Annotated in this window: 19 protein-coding genes; 5 read left to right on the top strand and 14 right to left on the bottom strand. The window is 57.1% G+C overall.

The window, feature by feature from the left end; all coding sequences use genetic code 11:
* Window positions 1–142: 142 nt before the first annotated feature.
* Entirely contained in the window at window positions 143–391 is a 249-nt protein-coding gene (locus tag H9L05_RS01080) for a hypothetical protein (RefSeq protein ID WP_187732675.1), read from the bottom strand.
* 234 nt (window positions 392–625) lie between these two features.
* On the opposite strand from H9L05_RS01080, the gene H9L05_RS01075 reads away from it, so the two are divergent.
* The gene (locus tag H9L05_RS01075; protein ID WP_187732674.1) at window positions 626–1,099 is read left to right on the top strand and encodes a LexA family protein; all 474 of its coding nucleotides are present in this window, start codon (window positions 626–628) and stop codon (window positions 1,097–1,099) included.
* 178 nt (window positions 1,100–1,277) lie between these two features.
* Here the strand turns inward: H9L05_RS01075 and H9L05_RS01070 are convergent, their stop codons facing one another.
* Entirely contained in the window at window positions 1,278–2,087 is an 810-nt protein-coding gene (locus H9L05_RS01070; protein WP_187732673.1) for a T9SS type A sorting domain-containing protein, read from the bottom strand.
* Window positions 2,003–4,126, bottom strand: a complete 2,124-nt coding sequence (locus H9L05_RS01065) for a S8 family serine peptidase (protein WP_187732672.1) — start codon at window positions 4,124–4,126, stop codon at window positions 2,003–2,005. The genes H9L05_RS01070 and H9L05_RS01065 overlap by 85 nt, the downstream gene beginning before the upstream one ends.
* Window positions 4,127–4,276: 150 nt before the next feature.
* Between H9L05_RS01065 and H9L05_RS01060 the strand changes: the two genes are divergently transcribed.
* A complete protein-coding gene (locus H9L05_RS01060) occupies window positions 4,277–5,815 on the top strand; it encodes an aldehyde dehydrogenase family protein (RefSeq protein ID WP_223284655.1) in 1,539 nt (512 codons plus the stop codon).
* A gap of 498 nt (window positions 5,816–6,313) precedes the next feature.
* Here H9L05_RS01060 and H9L05_RS01055 read toward each other — a convergent pair whose 3' ends face one another.
* The 7 genes from H9L05_RS01055 to H9L05_RS01025 form a co-directional block, all read right to left on the bottom strand.
* Window positions 6,314–7,042 (bottom strand): LytR/AlgR family response regulator transcription factor, encoded by a 729-nt coding sequence (locus H9L05_RS01055; RefSeq protein ID WP_187732671.1) that lies wholly within the window; start codon window positions 7,040–7,042, stop codon window positions 6,314–6,316.
* A complete protein-coding gene (locus H9L05_RS01050) occupies window positions 7,039–8,115 on the bottom strand; it encodes a sensor histidine kinase (RefSeq protein ID WP_187732670.1) in 1,077 nt (358 codons plus the stop codon). Before H9L05_RS01050 ends, H9L05_RS01055 begins: the two co-directional genes overlap by 4 nt.
* 304 nt (window positions 8,116–8,419) lie before the next feature.
* On the bottom strand, window positions 8,420–9,028 hold the full coding sequence (locus tag H9L05_RS01045; protein ID WP_187732669.1) for a DUF7010 family protein: 609 nt from the start codon (window positions 9,026–9,028) through the stop codon (window positions 8,420–8,422).
* 98 nt (window positions 9,029–9,126) lie between these two features.
* Window positions 9,127–10,053: an alpha/beta fold hydrolase gene (locus tag H9L05_RS01040; protein ID WP_187732668.1), complete on the bottom strand. Its 927-nt coding sequence runs from the start codon at window positions 10,051–10,053 to the stop codon at window positions 9,127–9,129.
* Between the two features lie 188 nt (window positions 10,054–10,241).
* Complete coding sequence (locus tag H9L05_RS01035; protein ID WP_187732667.1) at window positions 10,242–10,559, bottom strand: outer membrane protein assembly factor BamE; 318 nt, start codon at window positions 10,557–10,559, stop codon at window positions 10,242–10,244.
* 108 nt (window positions 10,560–10,667) lie between these two features.
* Window positions 10,668–10,970, bottom strand: coding sequence for a sll1863 family stress response protein (locus H9L05_RS01030; RefSeq protein ID WP_187732666.1), 303 nt, complete (start codon window positions 10,968–10,970; stop codon window positions 10,668–10,670).
* A 213-nt stretch (window positions 10,971–11,183) separates the two neighbouring features.
* Window positions 11,184–11,741: a hypothetical protein gene (locus H9L05_RS01025; RefSeq protein WP_187732665.1), complete on the bottom strand. Its 558-nt coding sequence runs from the start codon at window positions 11,739–11,741 to the stop codon at window positions 11,184–11,186.
* 313 nt (window positions 11,742–12,054) lie between these two features.
* Here H9L05_RS01025 and H9L05_RS01020 point away from each other — a divergent pair, with 313 nt between their 5' ends.
* A complete protein-coding gene (locus H9L05_RS01020) occupies window positions 12,055–12,864 on the top strand; it encodes a DUF6503 family protein (RefSeq protein ID WP_187732664.1) in 810 nt (269 codons plus the stop codon).
* Window positions 12,865–12,913: 49 nt separating this feature from the next.
* A complete protein-coding gene (gene map, locus H9L05_RS01015; protein WP_187732663.1) occupies window positions 12,914–13,678 on the top strand; it encodes a type I methionyl aminopeptidase in 765 nt (254 codons plus the stop codon).
* Here map and H9L05_RS01010 read toward each other — a convergent pair.
* The 3 genes from H9L05_RS01010 to H9L05_RS01000 all read right to left on the bottom strand — a co-directional run bounded on the left by H9L05_RS01010 (window position 13,644) and on the right by H9L05_RS01000 (window position 16,660).
* Window positions 13,644–14,990: a PQQ-dependent sugar dehydrogenase gene (locus H9L05_RS01010; RefSeq protein ID WP_187732662.1), complete on the bottom strand. Its 1,347-nt coding sequence runs from the start codon at window positions 14,988–14,990 to the stop codon at window positions 13,644–13,646. The genes map and H9L05_RS01010 overlap by 35 nt on opposite strands.
* A 49-nt stretch (window positions 14,991–15,039) precedes the next feature.
* Window positions 15,040–15,777, bottom strand: coding sequence for a hypothetical protein (locus H9L05_RS01005; protein WP_187732661.1), 738 nt, complete (start codon window positions 15,775–15,777; stop codon window positions 15,040–15,042).
* Between the two features lie 151 nt (window positions 15,778–15,928).
* Window positions 15,929–16,660, bottom strand: coding sequence for an alpha/beta hydrolase (locus H9L05_RS01000; protein WP_187734152.1), 732 nt, complete (start codon window positions 16,658–16,660; stop codon window positions 15,929–15,931).
* Between the two features lie 232 nt (window positions 16,661–16,892).
* Between H9L05_RS01000 and H9L05_RS00995 the strand changes: the two genes are divergently transcribed.
* On the top strand, window positions 16,893–19,016 hold the full coding sequence (locus tag H9L05_RS00995; protein WP_187732660.1) for a TonB-dependent receptor family protein: 2,124 nt from the start codon (window positions 16,893–16,895) through the stop codon (window positions 19,014–19,016).
* A 154-nt stretch (window positions 19,017–19,170) separates the two neighbouring features.
* Here H9L05_RS00995 and H9L05_RS00990 read toward each other — a convergent pair whose 3' ends face one another.
* Window positions 19,171–19,989 (bottom strand): universal stress protein, encoded by an 819-nt coding sequence (locus H9L05_RS00990; RefSeq protein WP_187732659.1) that lies wholly within the window; start codon window positions 19,987–19,989, stop codon window positions 19,171–19,173.
* Window positions 19,990–20,077 lie beyond the last annotated feature (88 nt).

Genomic DNA, 20,077 nt, shown 5'->3' with positions numbered 1-20,077 from the left:
TAGGGAAGGCAGAAATGCCCCCAGCATAGAAACTCACCCAAGCCCGACCATTAATTAGCCAGCCGGTAAAAACAAAAACGGCTGCTCCCGATACAGGGAAGCAGCCGAAAGGCTAAGATGAGTTGACGAAAAAGTGAATTGGTTAATTCAACCACACCTGCGCCACCATTTCGAAGCGGTGGGGGGCAAATGCACCATAAGGACGCTCGGCGTAAAAGCCTAAAACGTGGACCTGCGGCTGCCTGGTACGGGCGTTGGGAAGCACACGTACCGGGTACACCTGCTGGGCCGTGGGCCAGTCGCCGATGTAGTCGGCGGGGCGGCGGCTGTCATCTACGCACCGTGCGTATTGCTGAACAGGAAGCGGGGTAGGAAGCTTTACTTTCGACATATACAAAGATACTGATTTTCTTGATAAGCTAAAAATATTAGTCAAATTTGACACCTAATCTCAGTACATATATAGAGTGTAAATATATCTCAGGGTTTAATTTAGGCTTGTCTAAATATATAAGCCTTACGCTAATCAAATTGTTTAATCAAGGTTTTAAATAAGATAGACGGAACTATTTACTAATTTATTTAGTAAATAGCAGCCCGGGCAGGTACAAGCCGCCCCTAGCTGATGAGTGCTGTTCTGATCTATGATTTTCCGCTGGAGAGCCTGAATCTCGAGTTGCCATTTTATGCCTGTCCGGTGCCGGCTGGCTTTCCTGCACCGGCCGATGACCATCAGGAAGCAGCCCTCGATTTGTCCCGGCATTTGTTTACCAACCCCGCTTCCACTTTCCTGGCCCGCGTTACGGGCGACTCGATGGTGGGGGCAGGCATCTTTGCCGGCGACCTGATTGCTGTCGACCGTGCCATCTCGCCCACCGATGGGCATATCGTGGTGGCCGTGGTCGACGGTGAGCATACGCTGAAGCGCCTGCGCCTGCGCGACGACCGTATCTGGCTTGAAGCGGAAAACGAAGACTATCCAGCATTGGAGGTACTGGCCGGGGCGCGCCTGGATGTGTGGGGCGTAGTGACGCACGTTATTCATGCATTGGTGACCAAAAAGTCGGCTTTGGTGCGGTCGCTGCCACCGCGCCTGTAGGAGTATTTGCGGCGCGCTTAAATGCGGTGAGGTGGCTGCCAAACCAATGGGCAATGCACAACTCCTGGGTTACATTATAGCGCATAAAAACGCCCGGTTCTGCCGGGCGTTTTACTGATGACACCAACAGGTAGCCAGCGTTCTGTTGAGGCTAGCTGTATGGCCTGGGTGGCAAGGCTTAGCGCCGCACTACAACCCGTCGCTGCAAATTGCCCCCCAGGCCACTGATCTGAACCACGTAAAAGCCATTGGGCAGATCCGCCATATTCAGGTCTGTAGCGGATTGGGTGGGAGATAGAGTCTGGTGCATAAGCTCCTGGCCGAGTGCATTATGTACGGTCAGCGTATTAGCCCCAAAGCCAGCGGGCACTTCCAGGCGTACCTTGCCGCTGGTCGGGTTTGGGTAGAGCTGCCACGCCGTAGTGGCGGCTGCCGTGCGGGTAGGCAGCACCACCGCCCGATACCGGCTCTGGGCCGCCGCCGCCGCCGCTTGTATATCCAGCAAAGAATTGCCCCCCAGCAACGCAAACGTCACCTTGATAGAATCGCCGGGAGCCAGTGTACCCAAGCTGGCGCCCGCTACCTGCGATACGTCGCTGCCAGCTATGGCACCGGCTGTGCGCCTGGTGGTGCCGCTGCTCAGGGCGGCATATTTCTCGGCTGTGCTGAAGCCGTTACCCATGGTTACAGGCTCATCCGTTACAACCTCGTTGTCGATGGCGTAATACGTTGGCGTGCCACCACCCAGATGCTTCACGCCAGTATATTGGGAGGTGGGGCCAGTGGCGCGCACGTACCCGAAGCTACCAGCGGCATCCCACTCGGCCAGATTGCGGCTGATGGCCGGCGGCAGGTCCCAGTCGAGGTAAAGGCCCGCGTGCAGCGATTGTAGCGTGTCCGGCGTTATGTTAGTGAGCTTGTATTCGAGCACAACGTAATCGCGGTGCGGCGCATCGGTCCAGGCCGCAGCCCGTTGCCGGATGCGCACCCCCACGGACGATGCGCCCAGCTCGCCGGTGGGGGCAAATTTACGAAGTTGGCCTCCGCTTCCTGGGTAGCCCGCACTGGCTGAGCGCGCAAGGCCACTTGGCTAAGCGCTTGAAAGTCTTCGTCAATACGCCACCGCCCGCCACTACTTTGGTCATTATGAATCCGGTCGGCAACGCGGGTAGGGGAGGTGCCTACCAGCAATCCGCCTTCCGCCAACAGCGAAGGGCCCTCCTGATAGGTTACGCCGGCTCCCACCGTAGAGTAGGCATCATCGAAGGCCAGATTGCCGCGACTGTTCAACGAGACATGCAGGTTGCCGGCATCGAGTACTACGTAATCAGGATTGAGCACTACCTCCAGCAATTGCTCATCGGTGTAGCCATCGGTGCTGGTGAAATTGTACCGAAGCGTAGCGCGGGTGTTTGGGGGCACCGAGGCCGCTACCGTCAGCAAAAAAGGCGAAGCGGTATTGGTAGCGCGGCCCAGCGTGACGAGCGAGCCCACCGCAAACGTTCCGCTTTGCACGCTCAGGTAGGGCGAAAGCGACGTGAGCGTGACCGTAAGCCCTGATATTGCCCGAAGCTGGTTTTGTAGCTCTGTGGTCAGGCGCACAGCCTCGCCGGGGCGGAAATACGTGCGCTGAGGGGCAAATCGGCTGGCCACAACGCGCACCTGGCGCCGGTCGGTGAGGGCTACGGCGCGGTGCACATTCAGGCGGCCCGTGCCCAGCTTCCCACGAAAAGGCGCATTGGCCGCCAAACCATAGATGTCATCCGTGGTCTGGCGCAGCTGCGCAGCTACCTGCACCGCCGAGTATTGCGGAAAGCGCGCCCGCACCAAGGCCGCCGCGCCCGCCACAATAGGGGCCGCAAACGAGGAGCCGCGCACGGCCGCGTAAGCGCTGTCGGTCACGTAGCGGGTGGTCAGAATGTCGCGGCCTGGCGCCGATAGGGTAACGTGGTAGCTGTAGGTCGCGTCCTGCGTGTCTTGGGCGGTAAGAGCGGCCACCGAGACTACATTCTCGTAGCTGGCCGGGTAATAGTCCAGCTCACGGCCGTCGTTGCCGGCCGCAGCCACAATCACAGCATCGCGGTTGATGGCGGCGTAATTAATCACGTCCTGCTCGTACTGCGACCGGCCCCCCACCGAGCCCCAGGATACGTTGATGACCCGGCAGCCGTGGTCGGCAGCATATACGATTGCTTCAAAGCCGCCGCCAAAAGGCCCCCCAGGTCTATTTGAGAACACTTTGATCGGCATCAGCTTGCTTTTAAAGCCTACCCCCGCAATGCCCCGCTTATTGTCGGCTCGCCCCGTGGCCGGACCGGCCACCAGCAAGCCATGGTCGCGGGTACCGCTGATCGATGGGTTGTTGTCCTGATCGGCAAAGTCCCAGCCACGAAAGTTGTCGATGTAGCCATCACCGTCGTTATCGATTCCATCAATGGGGTCGGCGTAATTGTACTTTATCTGGCCTTGCATGTCCTCGTGCGAGAAGACGATGCCCGTATCCAGCACCCCAATCACGACGCTGGTATCGCCCTGCGTCACATCCCAGGCACGGTAAGCCCGAATGTTTTTAAGGTAAAATTGGCCATCGCTACGCGTTGAATCAGCAAAAGGGTCATTGGGCTGACGCAGGAGGCCACGGTCGTAAAGAGGCTCGGCGTATTCCAGGGTGCCCGTCTGAAGCAAAGTAAAGCGGGCTTTTTGGAGTGGGGCAGAAGGCGCAAACCAGACCTGATACACCCCGCGCAGCTCCACGGAGCCGGGTTGGTAAGCAGTGGGCGGAACTGCCCGCGGAAACTTTTGCTCAACCCGTGTAGCCCCTAGCGCACGCAAAGCCGCCGCCAGCTGGGGGGCAATTCCGGGTGGCTGAGCACCAGAAACGGCGGCCGATTTAAGCTTGAAAACCAGGGTGCCCGGCTGGGTAGCAGGCTCCGGCGTCTGGGCTCCCCCTAGTTGCGCGGTAGCCGTCCGCGTTAGCCCCAGGCTGGTACTTAGTAAAAAGATAAAAGCAAGTAATCGTGGCTTCATACGCGAGATGCAATAGGGGCTGTTCGGGGCGGATTCTGTAAATTTAGGCTCTGTAAAGTGAAAACACTTTTCATGCCGCCGTTTCACTTTTCAAGGAAAACACGACACTCAGCACCCATCTACAAGCTACGTTACTTTTTTGACCCCACAATGACTGAAACCACCCAAAAACACCAGTCCACCCTCGACACGGCCATCAAGGCCTTACACGGCCGTACCTTCTTCGCTCATTTCCCCGAAAACCCCTCGCCTGAGATCTACGGCGCCGATGCCGACCGCCTCGGCCGCGAAGCTTTCGAAGCCCGCCGCAACCAGCACTACACGGAGCTGCTGCAAGGCGAGCCCGAAGGCTGGGCTGGTCAGGAAGAGTCGCCTTATGAGCAACAGTCGTTAGGCATTAAGTATCCCTATTTTGCCCCCCAGACCCTGATTGAGCGGTCTGAGAAAGCTTTTGGTGAGTGGCGAAAAGTGAAGCCCGCCCAGCGCGCCGCGTTGCTCACCGAAGTATTGGATGGCATGAAGGAGCGGTTTTTTGAAATTGCCTACGCCACCATGCACACCACCGGGCAGGCCTACATGATGTCCTTCCAGGCATCAGGTCCGCACGCCGCTGACCGGGCTTTAGAGGCCATTGCCGCTGGCTACGAAGAGCAGACGCGCTTCCCGGAGGAGACAACCTGGGAGAAGCCGATGGGCAAGTACAATATCACGCTTCAAAAAACCTGGCGCGCTGTGCCTAAAGGTGTTGCGCTGGTTATTGGCTGCTCCACTTTCCCAACCTGGAATACGGTGCCCGGCATGTTCGCCTCGTTGGTAACCGGCAACCCCGTCATTATCAAGCCGCACCCTAAGGCGGTATTGCCTATTGCCATTGTGGTGGCGGAAGTGCAGAAGGTACTGGCTGAGAATGGTCTCGACTCTAACATCTGCCAACTGGCCGTAGACGCGGAAGACCGCCTCATCACCAAAGACCTCTGCGAAAGCCCCGCCGTGAAGCTCATCGACTACACCGGCGGTACTCAGTTTGGCGACTACGTGGAAAGCCTAAAGGGCAAAACCGTATTCACTGAAAAAACCGGCGTCAACAGCATCATCCTCGACTCCTGCGACGATTTGGATAAGGTAGCCCAAAACCTGGCCTTCTCGGTAAGTCTGTATTCGGGGCAGATGTGCACGGCTCCCCAAAACTTCTTTATCCCCGAAACCGGCGTAACCGTGAATGGTACGCAGGTTCCGTATGAGGAAGTGGTGCAGAAGCTGGCTGCCGCCGTTACGGGCTTGGCTACCAATCCGAAGGCTGGTCCGCACGTGCTGGGCGCTATTCAAAATCCCGACACCCAGAAGCGGGTAGAGCAGATGGCCCTCAACGGTGGTCGCAGCATTCTGGCCCATGGCACCGTCAACAACCCAACGTTCCAGAATGCCCGCACCTGCTCGCCGAGCATCTATGAGGTGCAATCGAGCCAGGTGGAGCAGTATAGCAAGGAGCTGTTTGGGCCGATTATGCTGGTTATTAAGACCAAAGACACCCAAGAAAGCATCCGTTTGGCCGCCCAACTGGCGCGGGAGCACGGCGCAATTAGCTGCGGCGCCTACACCACCGACCAGGAAATAAAGGAGCAGATCATGGATGAGATGAGCCTGGCCGGCACACCGGTAAGTTTCAACCTCACGGGGGCATTTATGTAAACCAAAACGCCGGCTTCTCCGATTTCCACGTGACGGGCGGCAATCCGGCCGGTAACGCTTCCTTCACAAACCCTGAGTTTGTCATCAAGCGCTTTACCTGGGTTGGCTTCCGCGAGCCGGCGCCGGCGGCGGTTTAGTTGGCCCCGGCTCCGCGCAACGATTGGCCTCACCCCCCGGCCCCCTCGCCTAGGGGTAACGCGCTTCAAGCGTTTGCGGGGGAGCCAGCCGCTCAGCCTCCGCGGCCACGTCGGCTGCCACCTCCGCAACCGCAACCGCGTTCTTTTCTTGGTTTTATAAAGCAAAAAAGCCCCCCAGAAGATATCTGGGGGCTTTTTTGATGCTGAACTTAGCTGATGGAACGGGTAGCCGTACTTGAGGCGCGAGCCGAAAGTGCGGCGTTGAACGACTGACGTCTGACTCCCCCGCAAACGCTTGAAGCGCGTTACCCCTAGGCGAGGGGGCCGGGGGTGAGGCCCCGTTGAACAAGCCAGAAGGGCCTCACAAGCTCATTACCTCCCGAAACCGCACTGACTGTTGGCGCGACACTTCTACCTCCGGTCCGTCTTTTAGCTTAATCTTAAGTGTGTTGCTAAACCACGGCTCAATCGAGTCAATCCACTTTAGGTTGATGATCTGCTGACGGTTGGCGCGGAAGAAGACTTTAGGATCAAGGCGGGTTTCGAGGTGCTGTAGGGTGCGAGGAATGAGCGGACGGCAGTCGTTGAAGTAGATTTGAGTGTAGCTGCCGTTGATTTCGAACAGCTTAATGTCGGAGAGGCGTACAAACCAGCACCGCTCGCCGTCTTTCACAAATACCTGGTCGTTGGCATTGAGCGGAGTGGCGGCGGGCTCGGTGGGGGGCAAAATGGGCGGCGCTGTACTCTGGGTGCGGGCTTTATCGAGGGCGGCGGCCAGGCGGTTTTCCTGCACTGGCTTGAGCAGATAATCCAAAGCGTTGACCTCAAAAGCGCGCAGAGCGTACTCGTCGTAGGCGGTGGTGAAGATAACCTGGGGGGCAATTTCCAAAGAAGCCAGCAGCTCAAAGCCACTGCCGCCGGGCATGTGGATGTCCAGAAACAGAAGGTCAGGATTGAGCACCTGGATTTGGGTGCGGGCTTCGGCGGCGTTTTTGGCTTCGCCTACCACGGCTACATCGGGGAAGGCTTGCAGGAGGTGGCGCAGCTCGGTGCGGGCCAGGCGGGAATCGTCGATGAGCAGGGCGTTCATGCCGGGTGCAGTTGGGTGGTGAGCGGAAGTTGGAGCTGGGCCGTCACGACATCAGGCGTGGTGGCGTCATTGCCAATAGAAAGGCCGGCTTTCTGGCCAAATAAAAGTTGCAGCCGTTCGCGTGCGTTGCGCAGCCCTACGCCCTCGTGGCCGGGAATGGGCAGGTAGCGGCCCGTGTTTCGCACCTTCACCAATAGCAGCTCGTGGGCGTCGTTGAGGCGGGCGCTGATGGTAATTTGTCCCCCAGCGGGCCGGGGCGCGATGCCGTGCTTGATGCTGTTTTCCACCAAAAGCTGCAAGGTCATGGGCGGAATAAGCACCTCCAAGGCGGCAGGGTCTATATCGAGAGAATAGGTCAGGCGCTCCTCCAGCTGCACCGCTTCCAGCTCCAGATAATGCTCCACAATTTCCAGCTCGCGGGCCAGAGTTACCTGCTCGGTGCTGTTGAGTTGAATGGAGTAGCGCAGCAAATCCGACAGGTGCGTAATCATCTCGCGGGCGCGGAGCGGGTCTTCCGTCACCAGGGCCCGGATGTTGTTCAGGCCATTGAACATGAAGTGCGGATTGATTTGGGCCTTGAGCGTGCGCATCTCGGCTTCGCGCACGGCGGCAGTTAGCTTCCATTTATCAATGTCGGCCTGCTTGTAGTTGTCGAGGTAATGAAGGCTGAAGTACAAACCCGACCAAAGCCAGAATACGAAGTTCATGTTTAAGGTGTACAGCAGCAGGTAGCTCCACCGGAATTGCTCCAAAGTGAAGACTTTCAATCCATAAATCATCAGTACACAGACCACACATTGCGTCAACAAAGCGAGTGTTAGGTTGAGCGGCAGTAACCGCAGCAATACTTTCGGCACCGACAGCTTCAGCCAATTGCCTCGCCGAATAAGCGCACGCAAGCCGTGCGTGGTGGCGATGTAAAGGCCCATCATAAACGCCTGCGTCGCCAGCATGCCAGGCGTAATCTTCTGCCCTGTGAGCACAATAATTAAGGTGCCTAATGCCCCAAATAGCCCCCAGCATACAATCTGCAAGGTCCAGTAAAGCCGACGTCGGGAGAATGAAAAGGACATAGGGAAGTGTCGAGCTAAAACGAAGCTGAATTATACACCAAGTGTGACTATTAAGCTAGCATATTAGCTAATCGACCGTCATGCAGAGGCGGAGCCGAAGCATCTCGCGGGCTGATGTTGCCACAGTAATTGTCATGCTGAGCGAAGTCGAAGCATCTCTACCGCTTCGTTGCAATGGTATTGATTCTACTAACCAGTAGAGATGCTTCAACTTCGCTCAGCATGACGTTCTTTTAGGTAATTACCACCACAACATCAGCCCGCGAGATGCTTCGGCTCCGCCTCTGCATGACGGTCAATTAAGTTAAGCAAATTGCTCTTTTGCCGGCTGATTTACGGGTGCAGCAAGGCCGCTATAAAGCACTTTGTTTTTTTGGTAAGAAACAGAAATCATAAGGCTCAGGACCACAAGCGAAACGGTGACAAAAAGCGGAATTAAATACAGGTCTTCGACAGTAACATTTAAGCCGATAAACATGCAGCCAAAGGCAATAACGCCAGCCATAATCGCGTACGCTTTTACATTATAAAACCAGGCGTAAGGAAAAAAGTGGGCGCCGGTTATAATGCCATAAGTCATGATAAAGTATTGAGGCTGTTTTATGTAAACAAAAAATAGAAAAGGAAAATAAAAGAGCTGAGCAAAATTCAGCCACAAGCCCAATGGCTGCAGCGGATTGCTTTTTACCTTCCAATTGGTCTTGAATATTTTAGAAAAAGTAAGCGCCAAAGGAAGCATCGCGCCCCCAACGATAAGCGTGAATAGCGCATTGCGACCCGGCGGGTTCGGCTGCATCCAGATAACGGTAATAACTGACCACAATATGCTGGCCGCCACAATAAAATCAACGCCGTTTTTTGCCTTCACCGACAGTTCCAGCTTCAGCGCTGTGAAGTCCTTTTCGAGTACCATTGCTAGTTGATTTTCAGGGCTTTTTCAGTGAGTAATATTGCCTTCTACACCAGCATTCAGCTACACTTCTGATTGACGGTGCAGAAGGAGGGAAACCGCTATTTTTTGGCAATACCATTTTGCTTTAAAAATGCATCGGTTTGGGCGAAAAACCACGCCGTGTCGTCCCACATCAGGAAGTGCTTGCCGTCCTCCGACATGTCGATGCGATGCTGGGGCAGCTTGGCGTATTGCTGGGCAAAAATGGCGCGGGTGCTCTCTTTGGTCGAGCCGTAGGCTTTGTAGGCAGCCCAGGCGCCAAGCACCAGCGCAGGTTGTTGTATGCGGCCCAGGTCGGCGCGCAGGTCGGTGGTGTACATATCATACATGGCCTGGGCCACGGTGCGGGCGTCGGAGGCCTGGCCCCAGCGCGTGGCCTGAGTGATGCGGGCCGTGTCGGTTATCAGGCCGGCTACCATCTGGCGCTGCGCGGCCACGGGCATTTTGCCCCCCGTCATTTGCTGGCGCATTCCTTCGGCCATCGGCTTGGCGGCTTCGGCAGTAAGGGCCGGATTCTGCACGGCCGCCAGGAAAGGGAGCGAGTCGACGATAACCAGCGGCCCGATGGCGTCCGGCGCGGTGGTGCTCATCCAAAGGCCCAAAAAGCCCCCCAGACTGTGTCCCAGCACTATTGGCCGGTTTAGCTTCTGGGTTTTGATGTAGGTGAGCAGCTCGTCGCGGACGCTTTGGAGCAGATGCTCCGGCACGGCTGCCTGCGCCGGCTGGCCCCCAAAGCCCGCTAACGAAACTACGTGGCACTGGTACTGCTTCTGGTAGCGCGCCACCGTTTCGTCCCACACGGCGCCGGGGCAGGTGAGGCCCGGAATCAGAAGCATCGGCCGGCCTTTGCCCGTTACTTTCACCGAAAAAGATGGATGCGCGGCCGGATTGTCGGCAGCAAAAAGGAGAACCGGCAGGCAGAAGCTCAGCAGCAAAAGCAGAATGAGCGAGTAGCAATACTGGCGGAAGGAGGAAAAGTGGTTCACGGCTGTAAGGGTTGAGATGAATGACTGACTCAAACCTAGTCGTGGATTTGCCCCCGGAAACGGAATTTCAGTGAACGGTAACTGCGGCGGATTAGTGGTGAATAAATCGGCTGAATGGAAAAAGCGTATTTCACGAAAAGCCCCCAAGCGACTTGGGGGCTTTTCTATAAGACTGAAGCTTGATGAGCTTAGTTGCCTGTCGGGCGCTCGGAGCCGGACGCTTCGGGCGCGCACTGCTTAGCTTTGACTTTCCCATCGTCGCCAAACTCGATGCGGATGGGAGTAGTGTCGGTAGCGCTGCCGAAGAGGTAAGACCACGTTTGGCCCGGTGCAGTAGTGGTGTCGCGGCCCGTAGGCTCACCCATTATGCGGCGTACCTGCTCCTGCGTCATACCGATTTCTACTTCGGCGCAGCTGGCGGCATTCTGATAGCTTTCCTGGGCTGTGCAGGCCGGCAACAGCAGGAGTAAGGCGGCGAAAGCAGCCAGGGAGAAGATGTTTTTCATAGCAAATTGTGAGGGTGCGAAGAGTGAAGTTATGAGGAGTGAAGTTGCGAAGTGCTGAAAACAACAAGCATAAACTTTCACAACTTTACCCCTCACAATTTCACCACTTTAAATCAGGTTGCGCAAATCGTCGCGCAGCGTATCAATGCCGCGCCGGATTTCGTCCCAGGTGCTGGATTCGCGCTTTGTGCTGTCGGTATCCCGGCCCAGCATTTCGGCCAGCTTGGCACGCTTTACTTCCAGGGCCGCCACGTGCTCATGGTAGGTGTGGTGCGAGCTGGCTGTGGTGGCGTGGGCGCGGTTTTGGAGCGTCTTGATTTTGCTATCCAACTCATCCAATGCCTGTTGCAGCTCAGCGTCGGAGAGGTGGTTGGGCACGCGCATATTTTCGGGTTTGGGAGTGTACGACATATAGGTTCGGCAAAAGCGGCAGCCCGCGCGGGCTCACCACCGGATAATAGATGGAGGAACTGTTTCTATGTACTGTTTTTGCCAAATAAAGGATGCCCGCCAACGTCTACAACCACCCCAAATTTCGCTTAGCGGAAATATACTCTGCTTGGTCAGGAGGAAGTTGGTCGTCGTCCTTACTTCTTCATTATTGATTTATCAGGAAGCTAGGCGTCAAATTGCCCCCCAGCGCGGCGGCAGGCCCAGCTCCCGCGCCAGCGGTGCCGCCCCCGATGCCCACAGGCCGGTGAGCAGCAGGTTAACGTCATCGGCCAGCTCCAGGTGATAGTCGGGGTGGAGCTTCTCCGCTTGCCGCAGAGCCTCCTGCGCACGGCGGGCCAGGTGCTGAAGCAGCGGTTGGGTGGGTCCGTGCAGGCGAGCCACGGTGGCGGGCTGGTGTTCTAATACGCGGTTGAGCAGGCGCACCGTCAGCTCTACTTCGCCGAAAGTGTCGCCCGTAATTTTGGCGTGGTAGCCAATCCGTGCCTGTAGCTGGCGCACAATCACCAGCAGGTCATTGGGCGTTTGGTGGTAGCCGCGAATGGGGTCATCGATCTGGGTGCGCAGAAAGGTGCGGCGGTCGTCCAGCGCCTCCGGGCCTTCGAGCAAGCGGAAAGCCAGCTGCTCCGTAAGCACCGCGTCCTGACTTACGAGGCGGGTAAGGAGCTGATCTTTTTCCTTTTGGGGCAAACTCAGCAGCGCTTTGCGCAGGTCGGGTGGGAGGGCGGCCATAGAAGTTCAAAGCTACAAAAGCTGCCTATTTAGTGATGAATTATACCACGGGGCTAGCACAAAAAGAACGTCATGCAGCGCGCAGCGAAGCAGCTCGTGGGCAGAGGTTGTGAGCTAAAAGGCGGTCATGCAGAGCAACGCGAAGCATCTCGCCCGCTTCGTTGCAATAGTAAACTAATGTCAGCACGCGAGATGCTTCGCTCCGCTCTGCATGACGTTCTGCGGCGGACTCGTGCTGTGCTAAAGGACGAAACTTGGCTGTATCTTGCAGTGCCGCCGCTCTTGGCCTCTACCCACTTTATTACCTTATTCTATGCGTCCGTTTTCTTTATTTCCGCGCCTGGCTGCCGTTGCCGTTTTCAGTATGCTGATGCTGACTGGCTCGGCTGAGGCCCAAAAAACGCAGACGAAGAAAGGGTCTTACCCAGCCGCCGAAGGGTTCGACCAGGCCGGCTCCGATCCAAAGGCCATCGCTATTGCCGATAAGGTAATGAACGCCATGGGCGGCTACGATGCCTGGCGCAATACCCGCTATTTGGCCTGGAGCTTCTTTGGGGGGCAATATCAGATTTGGGACAAATACACTGGCGACTTTCACTGGGAACGCGACACGCTGGTAGCCAACTACAACCTCAACACCAAGAAAGGCGAAGTGTACAGCCGCGGCCAGGATATTTCGGCCACGCCCGCCGGCCAAAAAGTGCTCGACCGGCTCACGCCCATCTGGATAAACAACTCCTACTGGCTCGTGATGCCCTTTAAGCTCAAAGATTCCGGCGTGACGCTGACGTACAAAGGCGAAGGCAAAACCATGGACGGCGCCGCGGCCGACATCCTGCAAATGACCTTCAAAAACGTAGGCGTGACGCCCCAAAACCGCTACGAGATACTGGTCAATAAAGCCACCAACCTAGTAGAAGAATGGGCTTATTTTCCGAAGGCCACCGACGAGCAGCCCGCCTTCCGCCGCCGCTGGAACGACTACGCCAAGCACGGTCAACTATTGCTGGCCGCCGGCCGCGACGAGGCCACCAAACCCAGTCGCCTCGACAACATTGCCGCCGCTCAAACGATACCCGCCGGCGTGATGACCAGCAAAACGCCCGTCGCCAAGCTTAAATAACGCAAGTTGCGGACCAGCAACAACATCTGAGAGCCAAACCCTTTGCCCCATGTCCATCACCTCGCACGTAGAATTAGCCGGTCTTCAGCGCATCAGCGAAGCCGTAGGCACCACCCTGAAGCAAATGCGCGAGTATGCCCAGCCGGGTATGACGACCAAAGAGGTAGATGAATACGGCGGACGTATTCTGGCGGCATTAGGGGCTAAATCGGCTCCGCGGCTTACCTATGGCTTTCCCGGCTGGACGTGCATCAGCGTGAATAACGAAGTGGCGCACGGCATTCCGTCGGCTCATAAGGTGCTGCAACACGGCGACCTGGTGAACATTGACGTGTCGGCGGAGCTGGACGGTTACTGGGCCGATAACGGCGGCTCCTTTGTGCTCGGGGCTGATATTCACAATCACCAGCCGTTGGTCGATGCCTCCCGGCAGATCTTACGCACCGCTCTCAGCCGCATTCGCGGCGGCGTACGCATTGCTGATATCGGCGGGCTAATTGAAGGCGAAGCGCGCAAAGCGGGTTATCGGGTGATTAAGAACTTGGTGGGGCACGGCATCGGGCGCAGCCTGCATGAGGAGCCCACGGAAATACCCTGCTACTACGACCGCTACAACTTGAAGCGTTTCAAGAAGAAATCAGTGGTGGCTGTCGAGACGTTTATCTCCACCCGTGCCAGCCTAGCTCATCAGCTCCCCGACGGCTGGACGCTGGCCACCAAAGACGGCAGCTTTGTGGCCCAGCACGAGCATACCATTGTGATTACGGATGGCCAGCCTATTATTCTAACGGAAGCGAACTGCATTTGGGAGTAAGTAACTCAAGTTGCGGAACTAGCCCAGCTCCGCAACTTAATTTAAGTAATTGCCAACAATTGTTTTGATCTTTGATCTTAACTACCTGTTTGCGTTTTCTTCCCAGATTTGCCCCCGGCGCGGCTCCAGCATACGCTACCCGATAAATCACTCCATTGGCGTCATCGGAAACCAATAGGGAGCCGTCGGCGTGCTGAGCGATGCCGCACACCCGGCCGAACTGCTCCTTGTTGTTATTCACCAGCCAGCCCGTCACGAAGTCCTCGAACTTTTCGGGTTGGCCCTGGTCGTTGAAGTGTACGCGCACGATTTTGTAGCCGCTGGGCTCGGCGCGGTTCCAGGAGCCGTGCATGGTCACGAAGGCGTCGTTCTGGTATTCCTTCGGAAATTGCCCCCCAGTGTTGAATACCATTCCCAGCGGAGCCGAGTGAGCGGTATAGAGCAGCTTAGGCTTCTCGGTTTTGGCTGCATACTGCTCGTGGGTCAGGCCGCGGGGCGGCTCGTCGGCGGGGTTAGCTTTGCCGTCGGCAAACACGAAGGGCCAGCCGTAGTCGGCGCCTTCTTTTATCTCGTTTAGCTCCTCGCGCTGGTCTTCGTCGCCGAGCCAGTCGATGCCGTGGTCGAAGCCGTAGAGCACTTTGGTAGTAGGGTGCCAGCCGAAGCCGATAGTATTGCGCAAACCCTTAGCCACCACGCGCCGGCCGGAACCGTCGGGCTTGATTTCCAGCAGGGTAGCGTTTTCCTTGTTGGGCTCGTCGCAGGCGTTGCAGGTGCTGCCCACAGAGAGGTAGAGCTTGCCATCGGGCCCAAAGTTGAGGGTGCGGTTGGGGTGCTGACCGGCGTCGGGCAGGTCTTTGTAGAGCGTTTTTAGCTCACTCAGCGTGCCATCAGCCTTCACGTCGGCGGCGTACACTTCGCGCACGGCGGCTATGTAGAGCTTGCCATCTTTTAAAGCCAAGCCGTGCAGATTATCGCGTTGGGCTACTTGCTTGGTGAGGTCGGCTTTGCCGTCTTTGTTGGTATCGCGCAGCAGCGTGACGGTGCCTTTGTCGCGGTTGCTCACGTACACGTCGCCGTTGGGCGCCACAGCCAGCATCCGGGGTTTTTCGAGCTTGTCGGCAAACTTGGTGACGGCGAAGCCAGCGGGGGCTTTCAACTGCGCCACGCGGGCGTCGGTGGCTTCCACCTGGCCGGGCTTGAAGATATTGCCTTTGTAGGAAGCCGTTACGGTTTTCTGGTAATCGTTCTGAGCAGCACCAGTCAGGGCCGAGCAAAGCGCCGCGGCGGTAAGCGTATTTTTAAGAATGGTCATAGCTGAATAGATAAGGTCGTTCTATTCAACTCAACTGTATAAGGTTATGTTACGAAAAAGCTGACGCGGCTAGCTTTCTAATTGACATTATCACAAGTGCTAATCCTGCGATAAACCAAGAGGACAAATCTGCCAATTGCAGATTGTATTTGAGCATTAGTTTGTCAAACGCTTCCTTGAAATGTGTAGTAAGATCAAAAACTTCACCTGTATCGGTTCCACAAGTGAATAAAACGCCTCTTTGGGGTACTTCTAATGCATATAATGTTGTAACAGGCGTACGCATATCTAATACATACTTTCTTACACCAATTTCATTTAGATAAGAAAGAGCTCTTATCATGTACTCATATTTAGCACTCTGACGAAAATAGATTCTTGTGCCACTAATTGAGTCTGATGAATTGTGCAAATTCAGTATATTATGCTGAGCCTGTTGCCAGTTAAACCAATCCAAAAGCGAGTTGCCAGTTATTTCAAAGTTTATCCATCTTCGCATGTTCACTAGCTCTTGAGTAGATACCCAGTATTTTCTCTCATATTCATCCGCCGGAGGAAGTACAGGTGTTGTCATTTGTAAAATCGCCTTAGTGCGTTCTTTCACAATGGGCGCAATCACTCCGCACCCCAGCAACAGCAGAAACGCCAGCGCCAGCAGGCCCGGCGGAAGCAGCAGTTTACGACGGTGGCGGCGCGGGATGTAAAGCATGAGTGAAGATGGTGCGTGAGGTGATGTAAGGTAAGAATAAGCCAATATTCCTAAGCTAGTTTTGATAAAGGCGGTCATGCAGAGCGGCAGCGAAGCATCTCGCGTGCTGACGACTGATTACTAATCCTTCGTCAGCACGCGAGATGCTTCGCTGCCGCTCTGCATGACAGTTACTATTCTAGCATCAGCACGCGAGATACCGCAGTTTTGTAGATGCGTATACCCGTTTCTAAGCCCGGAAAGTGACTGTGGCCAATTCCATCTTACTTAGCCAGCGCAGCACAAACGTTGCGTCTTCCCGCCAGGTAGATTGGCCCAGCATGGCGTGGCACCGGCCGGGCAGCTCGTGGTAGTCGGTGACGGACTGCGCATGGCGGTAGCGCTGGAAGTTGGCGCGGTTGAACGCGGGGGGCATAATTCGGTCGGTGCCGCCGGCCAGAAACAGTAGCGGCGCGTGCGGCCGGCGAAAATCAACGCGAGCCCGCAGGCTAAGAGCCTCCCGAATTACTTTCTTCGATTCCGGGGCCACTAGGCGTTCATAGGAGGACTCTTGATCGGCTAGCGGCAGGCCATTGGCAATAGCGTACTGCCACTGCGTAAAGCTGGGCAGAAAGGTGGTTTTGGAGGAGGAAAACAAACCCAGCATGGGCAGCACCGAGCGCACCAGCGTCCAGCTCAGCGCCACCACGCCCAGCGGCGGTGCCGACTCAATGGCCACACCCGCCTCCGCCGCATCCTGCTGCAACAAAAGCTGCACGATGAGCCCGCCGTAGGAGTGCCCGATAACGATAGGCTTGGCTGGTAGCTGAGCAATGCAATCCGTGTATACCTTCAGCACGTCGTGCAGGCCGTTTTGCGCGATGGGCGAGTGCGGATGCTGGCGGCGTAGCGCCGCTGCCGGGGCATCCTTGTGGGGCCAGGGCAGGGCATAGCATGTGTAGCCCTCACCTTCGAAAAACAGTTTCTACTGATCCCAGCAGCTAGTCGTCACGAAAGCACCCGTGATGAAAACGATGACAGGAGCAGGGGGCTTGGACTTCATAGGGAGTAATCAAAAATCAGAAATCCGGTAAAAGGAAGCCTGCTCAGCGTAATGAGGGAATATATGAACGGTATAAATCAGTCTGGGGGCTTTTTTACCAACCTGTGTCGCTGGTTTCCCGTTCGGGCAAGGGTTACGCTACACTTCCCCAATGCTTCTTCGTTACTGCCAGCTCCTGCCGCTGCTCTTGCTGCTTCAGCTTCCTTCTCGCGCCCAGACCCCCGACACCGCCCGCACCGTGCGCTTGCCCGAGGCCACGGTGGTCGGCTACGGCCAGAACCTGCCGCTGCGGCGCACGGCGGCCGGCGTGAGCGTGCTCGACGCCACTGTTATCGACCGCTTCAATCAAACCTCCCTGACCCAAGCCGTGAACACGCTGCCGGGCGTGCGGCTGGAGGAGCGGGCCACGGCCAGCTACCGCCTTAGCGTACGCGGTAGCACCCTTCGCTCCCCGTTTGGGGTGCGCAACGTGAAGCTTTACTACAATGATATTCCTTTCACTGAAGCCAGCGGCAGCAGTCCGCTCAACTTGCTCGATCCGGCTTCTATTGGGCGTATTGAGGTAATAAAAGGGCCGGCGGGCAGCGTGTACGGAGCCGGAACGGGCGGCGCCATATTGCTCAATACCCGTCGGCCCGCGCCCGACGAGGCGCGGGTGCAGGCCGGCTTCACGGCGGGCAGCTTCGGGCTCCGGCGCTACTCAGTAGCGGCCGAAACCGGCTCGGCTAAAGCCAGTTTGCGTGCCCAATACACGCGTCAAACTCTTGATGGCTACCGCCAGAATAGCGCCCTGCGCCGTGATGTGCTGACTCTGGACGGTGAATTTGCCCCCTCGGAGCAGCGCACTGTAAGCGTAAGCGCCCTCTATACTGATCTGGATTATCAGATTCCTGGCAGCCTGACCAGAGCGCAGTTTGAGCAGAACCCACGCCAGGCCCGGCCAACCGTGGGCACTCAGCTTGGCACCGTAGATCAGCGGGCGGGCTACGCGTCGCGGACGGCGCTGCTGGGCGTAACCCACGATTATCAGTTCACAAGCCGCTGGTCGAACAAGACGACACTCTACGCCTCGGGCACCACCATCAAAACGCCGTTTCTGGTTGATCTGGAGCGCAATACTTCGCTGGGCTGGGGTGGGCGATCCGTGTTCGGCTACCGCGCCGCGCTGGCGGGCCGCTTGTTGCGGCTAAGCGCAGGGGGCGAATTTCAAAATAGCTTCGAAAACGCACGCAACTACCAAAACCGCCGCGGCACGCCCGGCCCCTTACGCTACGATGATGAAATCAGTACCAGCGTGGGCTTCGGTTTCGCGCAGGCCGACTGGGAACTGCCCGCAAATTTTCTGCTTACGGCGGGCGCCAGTCTGAACGGGTTGCGCTACCGCATTGCGCGGGTGTCGGATGCGGCGGCGCGGCCGGATAGCTTTGCGTTTCGGCGCAACTTTCAGCCGGTGGTGTCGCCGCGGGTGGCGCTGCTCAAGGAAATTACCTCCCAGATATCCGCCTATGCCAGCGTGAGCAGCGGATTTTCGCCCCCCAGCGAGGAAGAGATTCGACCTTCCGATGGTAGTCTGAATAGAAACCTGGAAGCCGAGCGCGGCAGCAGCTACGAGCTAGGTACGCGAGGTAATCTGTTCAATAATCGCCTAGTTTTCGACGTGGCCCTGTTTGATTTCCGCTTGAAGCAAACCATTGTTACGCGCACCACGGATGCGGGCGTAAACGTGTTTTTTAACTCCGGTTCTACGCGCCAGCGCGGTGTAGAGGCTGCCGTGAGCGGCTGGTTGTTGCGTCCTGTATTGGGGTCTTTAGCGAGGGGCACTTTCACTCCTTCGGCTAACATCTTGCCCAATAGCCTGCGCGCCTGGGCCAGCTACGCCTACAACCATTTTCGCTTCCGCGACTATCAGCAGGGCGACCAGGACTACAGCGGCAACCGCCTCACCGGCACCGCCCCACACACGCTCTCCGCCGGCCTCGATTTCAATCAGAAGCTTGGTTTTTACTTGCAGCCCACACTCAGCCATCAAGCCCGGATTCCGCTCAACGACGCCAACACCGTGTACGCCGCCGGCTACTGGACGTTTGCCACGCGCGCGGGCTGGCGGCGGGTGCTGGGGGGCAAATTGGAAGCCGACATCTTCGCGGGCCTCGAAAATGCCACCGACCGGCGCTACAGCCTCGGCAACGACCTGAACGCTTTCGGACAGCGCTATTTTCAGCCCGCGCCCGGCCGCAACTGGTACAGCGGCGTGCAGCTGGGCTGGCGTTGGTAAGCAGCCTACGTGTTATTATTGGCTACCAGAAGGCGGTAGAGACGCAAAACCTTGCTTCTCTTCCGCCTTGCATTAGTTGAAAATTGACGCAAACTGCTTCCGCGAAAACACCGCCCTTTCTTACGGTCAAAAAGTCGTCTGTTCTGGCTGAAGCCTAAGGCTGAGCCGGCAATACCAGCACCGGGCCCTGACTATGTCGTACCACTCGCGCCGATACGCTTTGGTAAAACATCCGTTGCAGAATGCTGTGCCGCCTTGCAATGAGAATCAGCAAGCCCGCGTCATCCTCTTCTACCGCCGCCAAAATACCCTCCACGGGGCGCAAGTGGCGCTGCCCACGCATCGTGACGCGCTGAAAACCAGCCGTTAGCCCGCTGTTCTCTACTTGCTGACAAGCGAGCGAGGAGTTGTCGTCGTCTTCGGGCTCCACCACGTGCGCAACGTTTATAGCGGCGTTGAAGGCGCTCAGCAGATTCTGACCAAACGCTACTATCTGCGGGCTCAGGGAAAAGGGCTGATTATCGGCTCCAATGGTTACGCGGCCCAGATTTGGCCTGGCTGGAGACGTAATAGGCACTACCAACAGGGGCACGGGCGTATGGCGCAGCAGGTTCAGCGAGGTTGTATCGATGAGCTCATCGGGCTTGTTATAATCGGGGCGACCCAGCACGATAAGCTGGGGCTGATGCTGGGCTACGGCCGCCGCCACCGCGTCTTCCAGCAGGTCGTTGGAAATGTCGACCGTGACGGGTACCGTTAGCCCGGCCGTACGACTGCTTAGTTCCGTAGCAATTTCGCCCTCACTCCGGTGCGGAATGCGACCGCTTAAAGCTTCCGGATCGAGCAGGGACGTGCGGCGTACGTGCAGCAGCACGATGGGCGCCTGCAACTCAGCGGCAATAGCGGCGGCGTAGGTCAGGGCGAGGTCGGCGGCGGGCGTAAAATCGGTGAGCAGTAGGAGAGGAGCAGGCATAGCGGCTGATTAAGGAGGCTAAGGTATCTATTGCTATACGCCGCCGCTGCCCTCAGGATACCTTACCGATGGCAATGGGCCACTTGGG

The organism is Hymenobacter qilianensis (assembly GCF_014489555.1).
Taxonomy (GTDB): Bacteria; Bacteroidota; Bacteroidia; order Cytophagales; family Hymenobacteraceae; genus Hymenobacter; species Hymenobacter qilianensis.
Note: the sequence above shows the minus strand (reverse complement) of the source record. Positions and strands in the feature narration are given on the sequence as shown.

Coding starts and splice junctions, on each gene's coding strand:
- H9L05_RS01080 (WP_187732675.1), bottom strand. CDS start 391: ATGTCGAAAGTAAAGCTTCCTACCCCGCTTCCTGTTCAGCAATACGCA.
- H9L05_RS01075 (WP_187732674.1), top strand. CDS start 626: ATGAGTGCTGTTCTGATCTATGATTTTCCGCTGGAGAGCCTGAATCTC.
- H9L05_RS01065 (WP_187732672.1), bottom strand. CDS start 4,126: ATGAAGCCACGATTACTTGCTTTTATCTTTTTACTAAGTACCAGCCTG.
- H9L05_RS01060 (WP_223284655.1), top strand. CDS start 4,277: ATGACTGAAACCACCCAAAAACACCAGTCCACCCTCGACACGGCCATC.
- H9L05_RS01055 (WP_187732671.1), bottom strand. CDS start 7,042: ATGAACGCCCTGCTCATCGACGATTCCCGCCTGGCCCGCACCGAGCTG.
- H9L05_RS01050 (WP_187732670.1), bottom strand. CDS start 8,115: ATGTCCTTTTCATTCTCCCGACGTCGGCTTTACTGGACCTTGCAGATT.
- H9L05_RS01045 (WP_187732669.1), bottom strand. CDS start 9,028: ATGGTACTCGAAAAGGACTTCACAGCGCTGAAGCTGGAACTGTCGGTG.
- H9L05_RS01035 (WP_187732667.1), bottom strand. CDS start 10,559: ATGAAAAACATCTTCTCCCTGGCTGCTTTCGCCGCCTTACTCCTGCTG.
- H9L05_RS01030 (WP_187732666.1), bottom strand. CDS start 10,970: ATGTCGTACACTCCCAAACCCGAAAATATGCGCGTGCCCAACCACCTC.
- H9L05_RS01025 (WP_187732665.1), bottom strand. CDS start 11,741: ATGGCCGCCCTCCCACCCGACCTGCGCAAAGCGCTGCTGAGTTTGCCC.
- H9L05_RS01020 (WP_187732664.1), top strand. CDS start 12,055: ATGCGTCCGTTTTCTTTATTTCCGCGCCTGGCTGCCGTTGCCGTTTTC.
- map (WP_187732663.1), top strand. CDS start 12,914: ATGTCCATCACCTCGCACGTAGAATTAGCCGGTCTTCAGCGCATCAGC.
- H9L05_RS01010 (WP_187732662.1), bottom strand. CDS start 14,990: ATGACCATTCTTAAAAATACGCTTACCGCCGCGGCGCTTTGCTCGGCC.
- H9L05_RS01005 (WP_187732661.1), bottom strand. CDS start 15,777: ATGACCGCCTTTATCAAAACTAGCTTAGGAATATTGGCTTATTCTTAC.
- H9L05_RS00995 (WP_187732660.1), top strand. CDS start 16,893: ATGCTTCTTCGTTACTGCCAGCTCCTGCCGCTGCTCTTGCTGCTTCAG.
- H9L05_RS00990 (WP_187732659.1), bottom strand. CDS start 19,989: ATGCCTGCTCCTCTCCTACTGCTCACCGATTTTACGCCCGCCGCCGAC.